The following is a 12,606-nucleotide window of genomic DNA, read 5'->3' as shown; positions in this document are numbered from 1 at the left end:
AGGTGCCTCCTAAAATTATTCTTTTTTAAAATTATACACTATAAATAAGAGCCTTACAAGAAATAAAAAAAGCCTAACTTATTTTGAGTTAGGCTTTAAAAACTAATCGATTAAAACTTCTTGCCAGTATTTACTTTGAAGATCTAATGTATTTTTAATATCTCTTAAAATCTCTGTATGAGATAAATCTTCGATAGAATATAAAGGTTCTACAGTTATTAATTCTCTAGCAGGAACGTTTATAGATGGAACTCTTAAATGCTCTGCAATTAATTTATAGTTCTCAGGTCTATGAATGAAATCTAAGAACTTATATGCAGCTTCTTTATTAGGAGCAGTTTTAGGAATAACAAATGAATCTATATAAGCTGTTCCACCTTTTTCAGGGATAACAAACTCAGTTCTTGCTAATTGCTCTTCAGTTAATTCATTTAAAACATTATCAGGATAGCAATGAACAATCCAGAAATCTCCATTAGCAAAACCTTTTCCAAATGATTCAGAATCAAATTTAGCAATGTTTTTTTTCCATCCTTTAACTAACTCAGCAGCAGCAGCGATTGCAGCTTCATCCTCTGTTGTTTGAGGGTATCCTAAAGTACCTAAAGCTGATGTCATAACCTCTCTCATATCATCAAGTAGAGTCATCTTTCCTTTATATTCAGGATTGTTATAGATAGTAAAGTCTCTTGGGAAATCCTTAACATATTCTGTATTAACAGCTATAGTTGTAGCACCCATAGCAAATGGAAATGCGTAGTCATTGTTAGCATCAAAATATTGTAATTTTTCAAAAACCATAGAGTCTATATTTTTTAACGATGGTAGCTTTGTTTTGTCAAGTTTATCAATCATTCCATCATTCATTAAAATCTCAGCGTAGTCAGTTGAAGGAGTTAAAATATCATAACCAGTTCCTCCAGCTTTAATTTTAGCGAACATCTCCTCGTTTGATGAATAGATATCCTCAACTACTTTAATACCTGTCTCTTTTTGGAAATCGTCATAAATCTTAGCAGGGATATAATCAGCCCATCCATAAAGATATAAAACATTCTCATTTTTTTGTTTTTCTTTTCCACAAGAAAGTAGTAGAAAAACTAAAGATAGTAAAGTTAATATTTTTTTCACTTAAACCTCCCTAAAAATTTAAATTTTATAATCAATGAAAATTGTATTATATTTTGTAAGTATAGTCAAGCTAGAAATGAAGTATAGGGGATTATTTAACTAGAAAATAATACAGAATTCATGTATAATCATATATAAAAGATATCAGAGTTTTAGGAGAGAGAAAAGTGGATATAATAACAAGTAAAGATAATGAAGTTTATAAAAATTTGAAAAAATTAAAAACAAAAAAATATAGAGATTTAGAAGGAATGTTTTTAGCAGAGGGAAGAAAATTTTTAGAGTTTAAAGAAACACCAAAAATTATTATTTTCAAAGAGGGAGTCTCAGAAGAGATAATAGAGATGGCAAAAGACCATGATTGTAGAAAAATTATATTAACTGAAAAACTATTTAAAGAGTTGACGTCTCAAGAAAATTCTCAAGGGGTAATTATTTGTTATAACTCAAAGATAAATGAGTTAGAGAACTTAGAAGATAACATAGTTATTTTGAATAGAGTTGCTGACCCAGGAAACTTAGGAACAATAATAAGAGTTGCAGATGCAGCAGGATTTAAAGATATTATTCTAACAAAAGGAAGTGTTGATTGTTATAATGATAAAACAGTAAGAAGTAGTATGGGTTCAATTTTAAGTATGAATATATCTTATATTGATGAAAATGAAGTTGTAGAGTTTCTAAAAGAGAAAGGATATAAAATAGTTGTAACAGCTTTGGAGAAAGATTCTGTTCCGTATACAAAAATGAAGTTAGAGGAAAAAAATGCGTTTGTTTTTGGAAATGAAGGAGAGGGTGTATCTCAGGATATAATAAAATCGAGTGACGAAAAAGTTATAATACCGATATATGGAAGTGCTGAGTCATTAAATGTTGCGATGGCAACTGGAATAATTTTATATGATGTAAGAAATAGATTGGAAAATAGATAGATAATTGGGGGAGAGGTTGAAATGATTAAATTGGTTGTAACAGATATGGATGGAACATTTTTAAATGATAGAAAAGAGTTCTCAGAAGAGTTTTGGGATATTTTTGAAAAAATGGCAGAGAAAAATATAAAATTTGTTGTTGCAAGTGGAAGACAGTATCAAAATTTAAGAAAGAATTTTGATAAAATAAAAGATAGAATTGTTTTTATTGCTGAAAACGGAAGCTATGTTGTCCAAAAAGAAGAGGAGATATATTCAAGAGTTCTAACATCAGAGATAATTGAAAAATATGTTCAAATTGGAAGAAAGATACCGACAACAGATATAGTTCTTTGTGGAAAAAAATCAGCGTATATAGAATCAAAAAATCCAGAATTTTTAAAAGAAGTTGAAAAATATTACGAAAAAAGAGAGATAGTTGAAAATATTTTAGATATAAAACATGATGAGATTATAAAAATTGCTTTTTGTGATTTGAGTGGAACAGAGGAGCATGTATATCCACATATAAGAAATGAAGTAGATTGTCAAGTTGTTGTATCTGGTGAGATTTGGTTAGATGTAAGTCATCTAGAGTCAAACAAAGGAATTGCATTAGAAGCCTTACAATTAGAGCTAGGAATCACATATGATGAAACAATGATATTTGGAGATTATTTGAATGATTATGATATGATGAAAAAAGGAAAGTATAGTTATGCTATGGGAAACGCTCATGAAGAAGTAAAGAAAATAGCTAATTTTATAGCGAAAACTAATAATGAAAATGGAGTGTTAGAAGAGTTAAAAAAGATTATTTAAATGACTAGTAAAGGAGGATTTTAAATGAGAAGATACTTAAAAGTTATGTTGATGTTAATTTTAACTGTTGAGATTTTTGCAGAATATAAGTTTCCAATGAAAAATCCATATGTAGCAACGATTGTAGGAAGTTCAAAAATAATGACAGAGGGTATTCCAAATGAGGTTCCTACAAAAGAGTATGAAATTTTAATGGAGAGAAGTAAAAAAATACCTGATAATTTATGGTATGATAAAGGCTTTAAGTTTTCGTTGAGTAAACAGAAAGGACAAGCACCATTAATATTTGTGTTATCTGGAACAGGGTCAGCATATAATTCAACTAGAACTAAAAACTTTCAAAAGATATTTTATAATGCAGGATATCATGTTTTAACAGTTACATCAGTTTTTAATTCAAATTTTATTTTAAATGTGTCTAATAGTAGAGTTCCTGGAGTTTTAATTCAAGATGGATTAGATTTATATAATGTCATGGGTGATATGCTAGACAAGGTGAAACAAGAGGAGAATTTACAGATAACGGATACCTACTTAATGGGATACAGTATGGGAGCTACACATTCAGCCGTACTATCATATTTAGATTCAGTAGGAAAAGATTTTAACTTTAAAAGAGTTTATATGGTCAATCCAGCTATAAATCTTTATCATTCAGCCACTGTATTAGATGATATGCTTATAAAAAATATAAAAAATAAAGGTGAAATTTCAAAAATAGTAGACGAAGTTATGGATGCAGTAAAAAGAAATATATCGCCTAGTGATCTACAAATTACAGAAGAAAGTATCTATTCAATCTTTGAAAAACAAAAATTGTCAGACAAAGAGATGGAACGTTTAATTGGATTGGCATTTAATCTGACTTCAATAGATTTAAACTATGTCGTAGATCAAATAAATGGAACACATGTTTATTCTAAAACAAGACCTGAAAAATTTGATAGTATGTTTAAATATTTTGAAGCGATTAATTTTGCTAATTTCAGTGATTATTTAAATAATTTAGCTTATCCATACTATTTAAAAATTTTAGGTGGAGATTTAAAATTTAATGATGTAATTAAGTATGGAGATTTAAGAATAATAAGAAATTATTTGAAAAATGAGAGTAAAATTGTTGCTGTAACAAATGAAGACGATTTTATTTTAGCAGAAAGAGATAAACAGTTTATAAAAGATGTATTTAAGGAGCAATCGTTAATCTATCCTGTTGGTGGCCATTGTGGGAATATGTTTTATCAAACAAATGTTGATAAAATGTTAGAATTTTTAAAAACGGGGGTGTTTAACAATGAGCTGTAAAAAAATAGTATTAATTTTAAGTTGTTTGTTTGTTGTTAGATGTTCAGCAGTAAAGAAAAATTCAGATATATCTGAACCAAAAGCTGAGAGAAGAAGTATAAATGAAAAGGTTCATTTGCAGGAGAAAGAGTATCTGAAATTATCTGATGGTAAAGAGATTATACAAGGACCAGAAGTTTTTAATTCAGAGATTGTTGAATATACAGAGATTAATGGAACTAAGTTCATAGAGGTTTATGATCCGTTAGAGCCTTTGAATAGAAGAGTATATTACTTTAATTACTATCTAGATAAATATGTTTTGATTCCAGCTGTAAATACTTATGAGTATATAACACCTACTTTTGTCCAAAAAGGTGTGTCAAATTTCTTCTCAAATCTGCAAGAGATAAACACTTTTTTAAATTCTCTCTTACAATTTGAAGGGAAAAAGGCTACAATAACATTAGCAAGATTTGGAATAAACTCGACATTTGGAGTTTTAGGTCTGTTTGATGTAGCTTCTGCTTTAGAGTTGCCAAAAACTTATGAAGATTTTGGTTTAACACTTGCAAAATATGGAGTTGGAAATGGTCCATATCTAGTTTTACCAGGGTTTGGTCCATCAAATTTAAGAGATACAACAGGAAAAGCTGCTGGAATTTTAACAGTTGCAGAAATTAACCCATACGATAATCCTGTTGGTGTAGATGTAAGGCATCCAGCTGTGAGTGGAATGAGTAGTATAAACGCGAGACAAGAGAATAAAAACTTTAGATACTATGGAACAGGAAGTCCATTTGAATATGAGTATGTAAGATATTTCTATACAAAATATAGGGATACATTAGTAGATATAAAGTAACGAATCAATGGGAGAGGTGGAAAAATTGAATTTACAAGAGTTAGTATTGAATTACAAAGAAGAGGTTGTAAAATCGATTCAAGAGTCAGTTAGAATTAAAAGTGTTCAAGAGGAACCGTTAGAAGGAATGCCTTTTGGTGAGGGGCCAGCAAAGGCGTTACAACATATGCTTAATTTAGGAAAAGAGTTAGGATTTGAAGTTGAAAACTTTGATAACTATGCAGGTCATATTGATTTTGGAACTGGATCAGATGAAGAGATGATAGGAGTTTTAGGACATGTAGATGTTGTTCCTGAAGGAAAAGGTTGGGATCATCCTCCTTATGAAGCAAAGATAGTAGATGGAAAAATGTATGGAAGAGGAGTTTTAGATGATAAAGGTCCTACAATAGCAGCTCTATATGCTTTAAAGGCTATAAAAGACTCTGGCTTAAAATTAAATAGAAAAGTTAGAGTTATAATAGGAGCAAACGAAGAAACTGGATGGGGATGTATGAATCATTACTTTGGTAAGTTAAATATGCCACAACCAGCAATGGCCTTTACTCCAGACTCATCTTTCCCTGTTACATATGCAGAAAAAGGGATATTACATTTAATGTTAAGCCAAGAGTATAATGAGGAGTTAAACTTCTCAATAAAAGGTGGAGTAGCATTTAACTCAGTTCCAGATTCAGTTGTAGCAGAGTTCCCAGTTTCAATGAGAGATAGTATCTTTGCAAATTTAGATATATATAATGAAGGAAAAGAGTTTAAAATATCAGCAACAGAAAAAGATGGAAAAGTAGAGGTTGTTTCTTTAGGAAAAGCTTCGCATGGAGCTAGACCATCAAATGGTTATAACGCTATATCAGCACTATTCTCATTCTTAACAAAAGTAGAGATAGAGGATTCAAAGTTAAAAAACTTAGTTAATTTCTTTAATGAATACATTAAAATGGAATACTCAGGAGAGGGATTAGGAATCAATTTTGAAGATGAGCCTTCTGGTGTTTTAACATTAACAATTGGAAAAATAGAGTGTGAAAATAAAAATGTAATGTTTGGTTTTGATATTAGATACCCAGTTACATTTACTAAAGAAGCGGTTATAGAAGAAGTAGAAAAAAGAGCTAAAAATATGGATTTAAATGTGACAGTAAGATCTGAAAAAAATCCATTATATGTTCCTAAAGATAGCTTCTTAGTTACAACTTTAATGGATATTTATAAAGATATCACTGGTGATGTAGATGCTGAGCCTGTATCAATTGGTGGAGGAACATATGCAAGAGCTGTAACTAACGGAGTTGCATTTGGAGCTTTATTAAAAGATCAAGAGGATAATATGCATCAAAAGAATGAGTATTTAGAGTTAAATAAATTAGATACTTGGTTAAAAATATATGTTCAAGCAATATACGATTTAGCAAAATAAAGTGTATGAAAAAACTGCAGTGATGCAGTTTTTTTATTTTTTGAAGCTGAAAATAAATACAAAAGTCATAAAAAAATAGTATAGATAAAAAAGCAATTTCTATATATCTACTAACTATATACCTTATCAATAGCAATATAACAAAAATATATTTTTAAAAAACTTTAAATTGAAATATATTTATTCAAAGAAAAAAATATAGGGAGGGAGAGATAAATGAAAAAAATATTTGTATTATTAATGAGTTTTTTATTTTCTTTAGTTGGATTTGCACAAGAGGCATATCACATAGGAGTAATAACAGGAACGGTATCACAGTCTGAAGATGGATTAAGAGGAGCAGAAGAAGCTATAAAACTTTACGGAGCAGCTGATAAAGGTGGAGAGATTGTACATGTGACATATCCAGATAACTTTATGCAAGAGATGGAAACTACAATTTCTCAAATGGTTAGCTTAGCAGATGATCCTAAAATGAAAGCTGTAGTTGTAGGAGAAGCTATCCCTGGAACAGTTGAAGCTTTTAGAAGAATAAGAGAAAAAAGACCAGATATATTATTACTGGCAAACTCACCACACGAAGACCCAGAGATGATAGGAGAGGTGTCTGATTTAGTTGTAAATCCAGATAGTATAGCTAGAGGGTATCTAATTGTAAAAGCAGCTAAAGAGATGGGGGCAGAAAAGTTTATGCATATATCTTTCCCTAGACATATGAGTTATGAGCTGTTATCAAAAAGAAGAAATATTATGAAAGTTGCAGCAGCAGATTTAGGGATGGAATTTATTGAGATGACAGCTCCAGATCCAGTGAGTGATGTTGGAGTAGCAGGAGCTCAACAATATATATTAGAGCAGGTGCCAAATTGGATTCAAAGATATGGAGATAAGACAGCATTCTTCGCGACTAATGACGCACATACAGAGCCACTATTAAAAAGAGTAGCTGAATTAGGTGGATATTTTGTTGAAGCAGATTTACCATCACCTACAATGGGATATCCTGGAGCTTTAGGAATCCAATTCAGTGAAGATGAAAAAGGGAATTGGCCAAAAATATTAGAAAAAGTTGAAAAGTCAGTTGCAGATAAGGGTGCAGCTGGAAGAATGGGAACATGGGCTTACTCATATAACTTCTCAGTGACACTATCTTTAGTTGATTTAGCAAAAGAGGTTATTGAAGGGAAAGCTGAAATTGATAATTTTGATGCTTTAAAATCAGTTTTAGATAAAAATACTCCAGGAGCAGAGTGGAATGGAAGTAACTATGTGGATGTTAGAGGAGTAGAAAAAGAGAATTTCTATTTACTATATCAAGATACGTATGTATTAGGAAAAGGATATTTAAAGATGACAGAGCTAGAAGTTCCGGAAAAATATTTTTCAATAAAATAATTGAAGCTATTGACCACTAGTATCTAAATCTAGTGGTCAATTTTTTTAGTAGTTTAAAGGAGTGTGAAAAAATGGGAAATGAGTTACTTAAAATATCAGGTGTTTCTAAAAGTTTTGGAGAGAATACAGTATTAAAAGATATAAATTTTACAATAAAAGAGGGTGAGATTGTAGGATTAGTAGGAGAGAATGGAGCTGGAAAATCAACTTTAATGAAAATAATATTTGGAATGTCTGTGATTTCAGAAACGGGTGGTTATAATGGTGATATGTTTTTTCAAGGGAGAAAGGTTAGCTTTAAAAATTCTCTTGATGCCTTAAATGCCGGAATAGGAATGGTTCACCAAGAGTTTTCTTTAATTCCAGGATTTAAGGCTTCAGAAAATATTGTTTTGAACAGAGAAAGTTTGGAGAAGTCATATTTAAAAGAGATTTTTGGAGAAAGAATAAGCAAAATAAATTTTGAAAAAGACAGTGAAAGAGCTAAAGTTGCGATTTCTCATTTGGGAATAGATTTAGATGTAAATACGAAAGTAGAAGAGATGCCTGTAGCACACATGCAGTTTACTGAGATAGCAAGGGAGATAGAAAGAGAAAATACTAAACTATTAGTTTTAGATGAACCAACAGCTGTTTTGACAGAGAAAGAAGCTGAAATACTATTAGAAACTATGAAAATACTTTCTAGCGAAGGAATTGCAATAATCTTTATAACTCATAGATTAGATGAGATAATGAAGGTTTCAGATAGAGTTATAGTATTGAGAGATGGAGTTATGATGAGTGAGGTTGAAACTTCAAAGACTGATGTAGATGAGATTACCAAACTTATGATAGGTAGAGAGATTGGAGGTAGAGAAAAAAAAGAGATAAAAAGTATTATAGATTCGGAAATAATTTTAGATATAAAAAATTTATGGGTAGATATGCCAGGAGAAAAGGTTAAAAATTTAAATCTAAAAGTTAGAAAAGGAGAGATTTTAGGTCTTGGTGGAATGGCAGGGCAAGGAAAAGTGGGAATTGCAAATGGTGTCATGGGATTGTATGAAGCACGGGGGGAGATTAGATATAAAGGTGAAGTTTTAAATTTAAAGAATCCAAAATCAATTTTAGAGAAAGGACTATATTTTGTTTCAGAGGATAGAAAAGAGGTCGGATTGATACTCGATGAAAATATTAATTTAAATATAGCGTATCCTTCTATATATATAAAAGAGAAGTTTTTAAAAAATAAAATTTTTGGATTGCTAAAAAGTATAAATGATGAAGAGATTGAGAAAAATGCAAAAGAATATATAGATAAATTAGAGATTAAATGTGTTGGAGGATATCAGAAGGTTGGTGAACTGAGTGGAGGAAATCAGCAAAAGGTATGCTTGGCTAAGGCATTTACAATGAATCCTGAACTTTTATTTATTTCAGAGCCGACACGTGGAATTGATATAGGTGCTAAGAAAATAGTTTTAGAAACTTTGAAAGAATATAATAAAAATAGTGGAATGACAATTGTGTTAACTTCATCAGAGTTAGAAGAGTTAAGATTGGTATGTGATAGAGTAGCTATTGTAACAGAGGGAGAGATTGCAGGGATACTTTCATCAGAGGACGATATACTTCAGTTTGGAAAACTTATGACAGGAGTAAAGGGAGGAAAAGATGATAAAAAAAATTAGTGAAATTGGATTGCCGAGGATAATTATAGCATTGTTTCTATCATCATTATATATTCTAGCTCCATTTGTTGGCGTAAATTTAAAATCAGCATTTCAAGATACTTTTATAAGAGTTGGAATGAATATAATTTTAGTTTTATCTTTGATTCCTATGATTCAAGGAGGTACTGGATTAAATTTTGGTATGCCACTGGGAATAGAAGCCGGTTTACTAGGTGCAGTTATAAGTATTGAATTAGGATTGACAGGTATTCTAGGTTTTATAGGAGCTATTGCAATCTCTATTCCAATATCGATAATCTTTGGTTATGGTTATGGAGTTATATTGAATAGAGTGAAGGGTGGAGAGATGATGATAGCAACTTATGTTGGTTTTTCATCAGTTGCATTTATGTGTATTATGTGGTTGATACTTCCTTTTAAAAAATCAGATATGATTTGGGCTTATGGTGGAGAGGGACTTAGAACGACAATAAGTGTAGAAGGGTATTGGAGTAAAATTTTAGGGAAGATATTTCCATATGTTGGAAACTATAGTTATATAGGTGAATTGATATTCTTTTTACTTTTAGCTGTGTTAGTTAGAGAGTTTTTTAAAACTAGAAATGGTTTGGCTATGAAAGCTGTTGGTGTAAATGAAAAGTTTGCTAAATCAATTGGTGTGGATATAGATAAAACAAGAATAAACTCTGTAATTATGTCGACTGTTATAGCGGCGATAGGAATAGTTGTTTATCAACAAAGTTTTGGATTTATTCAGCTTTATTTAGCACCTTTTTACATGGCGTTTCCAGCGATAGCAGCAATATTGATAGGTGGAGCATCAATAAAAAAAGCAAGTGTAATAAACGTTTTGGTTGGAACGATTCTGTTTCAAGGAGTAATAACCATGACTCCTGTAGTTATTAGCGGCTTAATAAAAACAGATATGTCTGAAACGATAAGAGTTATTATTTCTAATGGAATGATAATTTATGCTTTGACGAGAAAAGGGGGGGCTAATTAATGGATAGAATGCAAAAATTTCTTCAAAAAAATATTGTACCACTATTTATACTATTTTTTTTAATTTTAATAGTTCCTATTTCAAAATTGACTTTAAATTATCTTCTGCAAGAGATGATTTTAAGATTAAATAGAAATCTATTTTTAGTATTATCATTACTTATTCCTATAATAGCTGGAATGGGATTGAACTTTGGAATTGTCTTAGGTGCAATGGCAGGGCAGATAGCTTTGATTTTTATAACAGAGTGGAGAATTGTAGGTTATCAGGGGGTATTTTTAGCTATGATTTTATCAGCACCTATTGCAATGTTACTGGGGTATTTTAGTGGAAATATATTGAATAAAGCTAAGGGAAAAGAGATGATAACTTCAATGATATTAGCACTGTTTATGAATGGAGTATATCAACTTGTAGTTTTATATGGAATGGGAAGTGTTATAAAAATTTCAAATCCAAAATTGATACTCTCAAGAGGAAGTGGAATTAGAAATGCTATAGATTTACAGGGTGTTAGAAGGGGATTAGATGCTCTTTTAGAGATAAATATATTTGGACAGAAAATACCAGTATCAACTTTTCTACTTGTTATTCTATTGTGTTTTTTTATCGTTTGGTTTAGAAAAACAAAATTAGGTCAAGATATGAGGGCTGTTGGACAAAATATAGATATAGCAAGAGCAGCAGGAATAAATGTTGAGAGAACAAGAGTTTTAGCTATTGTAATCTCTACTGTTTTAGCTGGATTTGGTCAGATAATATATCTTCAAAATATTGGAACGATGAATACTTATAATAGTCATGAGCAGATTGGAATGTTTTCTATAGCGGCTCTTTTAATAGGTGGAGCTTCAGCTGTAAAAGCAAGTATTCCAAATGCAATAACTGGTATAGTTCTTTTTCACTTGATGTTTATAATCTCTCCTGTGGCAGGAAAAGAGTTGATGGGCTCAGCACAAATTGGAGAGTATTTCAGAGTGTTTATATCTTATGGAATAATCGCTTTGGTTTTAGTTATGCATGAGTGGAGAAGAGAAAGAGAGAAAAGAGGTGGAAATATATGAGAAAAACTGTAGGGTTGATATCTTTTTTCTTTGCTTTAGTAGCTGTAAGTTATTTTTTATATACGACAGGACAAGAGCATACTTTGATTTTTAATAATATTTATAATGATAAAACAGAAAGTAAAAACTTAGTGTTGAAAATTTCGGGAGAAAAGGATAGAAAGATAAATAAAAATAGAAAAGTAGTAGTTGAACTAAAAGGGAAAAATCAGAAATTTATAATTGAAAATGGCGAACAGATTAAAGAGGCAGCAGTAAACTTTTCGTTGAACAGAGGGGTTGAAGTTGAAATTGAGAAGTTTTTAAACTCTGAAGAGAATTGGATGAAAGAGATAGGGCAGTATTAGAAAATAAAAACAGAGAAAATCTTCAGTCGATTTTCTCTGTTTTCTTTATTTAGTTAATAAAACGACTTTCTCTTTGATATTTAGAGTCGTTTCCTGCAATGAACACAACAGAGTTATCAGATAAAAGATCAATAACTTCTTTTGAAAGTTCTGTAGGGATAGCGGGACAACCCAAAGTTCGCCCTAAAAATCCCATTTGATCAATATATGTTTTAGAAGCATAGTCTGCTCCATGTATAACGATAGCTCTATCGTATGCATTTGAATTAAATCTGTTTTCTAAGCCTTTTAACCTCAATGAGTATCCGAAGTTTCCAACATAAGGTTTTGTGTCGGTCATAAAAAATCCCAATGAACTTTGAAAAGAGTTTGGTGCATTAGAAAACTTTGTAGCTAAAACTTTCCCACTATTTTTTCCGTGTGAAACATATGTATAATAAAGAAGTTTTTTCTTTTTTAAATCCATAACAAAAAATCTAGGTTCAGTAGATGGTTTAGTAAAATCGATAACTGTTAAATATTGGGATTTATTTCCTTTAATTTTAGAAGCACCTTTTACGGCATTTTTAAAAACATCATATGTCATTTTATCTTTAAGTTTTAACGACTTATAAAGTGAAGAAGTAGAAGCTAAAGATGTAATATAAAATATGAAAAATAAAGCTATTAATTTTTGTTTCATAAACCACCC

At 30.6% G+C, this 12,606-nt stretch carries 12 protein-coding genes; 10 read left to right on the top strand and 2 right to left on the bottom strand.

Annotation, left to right across the window (positions count from 1 at the left end):
- Positions 1-102: 102 nt before the first annotated feature.
- Entirely contained in the window at positions 103-1,131 is a 1,029-nt protein-coding gene (locus tag Q0O83_RS03570; protein ID WP_294094240.1) for an extracellular solute-binding protein, read from the bottom strand.
- 167 nt (positions 1,132-1,298) lie between these two features.
- Between Q0O83_RS03570 and Q0O83_RS03565 the strand changes: the two genes are divergently transcribed.
- From Q0O83_RS03565 to Q0O83_RS03520, 10 genes are all read left to right on the top strand, one after another.
- Complete coding sequence (locus tag Q0O83_RS03565; RefSeq protein ID WP_294094239.1) at positions 1,299-2,063, top strand: RNA methyltransferase; 765 nt, start codon at positions 1,299-1,301, stop codon at positions 2,061-2,063.
- A 21-nt stretch (positions 2,064-2,084) separates the two neighbouring features.
- Positions 2,085-2,864, top strand: a complete 780-nt coding sequence (locus Q0O83_RS03560; protein ID WP_294094238.1) for an HAD family hydrolase — start codon at positions 2,085-2,087, stop codon at positions 2,862-2,864.
- 24 nt (positions 2,865-2,888) lie between these two features.
- On the top strand, positions 2,889-4,169 hold the full coding sequence (locus tag Q0O83_RS03555) for a serine/threonine protein kinase (RefSeq protein WP_294094237.1): 1,281 nt from the start codon (positions 2,889-2,891) through the stop codon (positions 4,167-4,169).
- Positions 4,159-5,013, top strand: a complete 855-nt coding sequence (locus tag Q0O83_RS03550; RefSeq protein ID WP_294094236.1) for a VacJ family lipoprotein — start codon at positions 4,159-4,161, stop codon at positions 5,011-5,013. Before Q0O83_RS03555 ends, Q0O83_RS03550 begins: the two co-directional genes overlap by 11 nt.
- A gap of 25 nt (positions 5,014-5,038) precedes the next feature.
- Complete coding sequence (gene pepV, locus Q0O83_RS03545; RefSeq protein WP_294094235.1) at positions 5,039-6,430, top strand: dipeptidase PepV; 1,392 nt, start codon at positions 5,039-5,041, stop codon at positions 6,428-6,430.
- Between the two features lie 216 nt (positions 6,431-6,646).
- Complete coding sequence (locus tag Q0O83_RS03540) at positions 6,647-7,825, top strand: DUF3798 domain-containing protein (protein ID WP_294094234.1); 1,179 nt, start codon at positions 6,647-6,649, stop codon at positions 7,823-7,825.
- Between the two features lie 71 nt (positions 7,826-7,896).
- A complete protein-coding gene (locus Q0O83_RS03535) occupies positions 7,897-9,498 on the top strand; it encodes a sugar ABC transporter ATP-binding protein (RefSeq protein WP_294094233.1) in 1,602 nt (533 codons plus the stop codon).
- Positions 9,482-10,504 carry an ABC transporter permease gene (locus Q0O83_RS03530; protein ID WP_294094232.1) on the top strand — a complete coding sequence of 341 codons (1,023 nt, stop codon included), beginning with the start codon at positions 9,482-9,484 and terminating at the stop codon, positions 10,502-10,504. Before Q0O83_RS03535 ends, Q0O83_RS03530 begins: the two co-directional genes overlap by 17 nt.
- Positions 10,504-11,568, top strand: coding sequence for an ABC transporter permease (locus tag Q0O83_RS03525; protein ID WP_294094231.1), 1,065 nt, complete (start codon positions 10,504-10,506; stop codon positions 11,566-11,568). Before Q0O83_RS03530 ends, Q0O83_RS03525 begins: the two co-directional genes overlap by 1 nt.
- Entirely contained in the window at positions 11,565-11,915 is a 351-nt protein-coding gene (locus tag Q0O83_RS03520) for a hypothetical protein (protein ID WP_294094230.1), read from the top strand. Before Q0O83_RS03525 ends, Q0O83_RS03520 begins: the two co-directional genes overlap by 4 nt.
- Before the next feature lie 49 nt (positions 11,916-11,964).
- Here Q0O83_RS03520 and Q0O83_RS03515 read toward each other — a convergent pair whose 3' ends face one another.
- A complete protein-coding gene (locus tag Q0O83_RS03515) occupies positions 11,965-12,597 on the bottom strand; it encodes a murein L,D-transpeptidase catalytic domain family protein (protein ID WP_294094229.1) in 633 nt (210 codons plus the stop codon).
- Positions 12,598-12,606 lie beyond the last annotated feature (9 nt).

Source organism: uncultured Cetobacterium sp. (assembly GCF_945952365.1).
GTDB lineage: Bacteria > Fusobacteriota > Fusobacteriia > Fusobacteriales > Fusobacteriaceae > Cetobacterium_A.
This window is presented reverse-complemented; position numbering and strand designations above follow the sequence as displayed.

Coding starts and splice junctions, on each gene's coding strand:
- Q0O83_RS03560 (WP_294094238.1), top strand. CDS start 2,085: ATGATTAAATTGGTTGTAACAGATATGGATGGAACATTTTTAAATGAT.
- Q0O83_RS03555 (WP_294094237.1), top strand. CDS start 2,889: ATGAGAAGATACTTAAAAGTTATGTTGATGTTAATTTTAACTGTTGAG.
- Q0O83_RS03550 (WP_294094236.1), top strand. CDS start 4,159: ATGAGCTGTAAAAAAATAGTATTAATTTTAAGTTGTTTGTTTGTTGTT.
- Q0O83_RS03540 (WP_294094234.1), top strand. CDS start 6,647: ATGAAAAAAATATTTGTATTATTAATGAGTTTTTTATTTTCTTTAGTT.
- Q0O83_RS03535 (WP_294094233.1), top strand. CDS start 7,897: ATGGGAAATGAGTTACTTAAAATATCAGGTGTTTCTAAAAGTTTTGGA.
- Q0O83_RS03530 (WP_294094232.1), top strand. CDS start 9,482: ATGATAAAAAAAATTAGTGAAATTGGATTGCCGAGGATAATTATAGCA.
- Q0O83_RS03525 (WP_294094231.1), top strand. CDS start 10,504: ATGGATAGAATGCAAAAATTTCTTCAAAAAAATATTGTACCACTATTT.
- Q0O83_RS03520 (WP_294094230.1), top strand. CDS start 11,565: ATGAGAAAAACTGTAGGGTTGATATCTTTTTTCTTTGCTTTAGTAGCT.
- Q0O83_RS03515 (WP_294094229.1), bottom strand. CDS start 12,597: ATGAAACAAAAATTAATAGCTTTATTTTTCATATTTTATATTACATCT.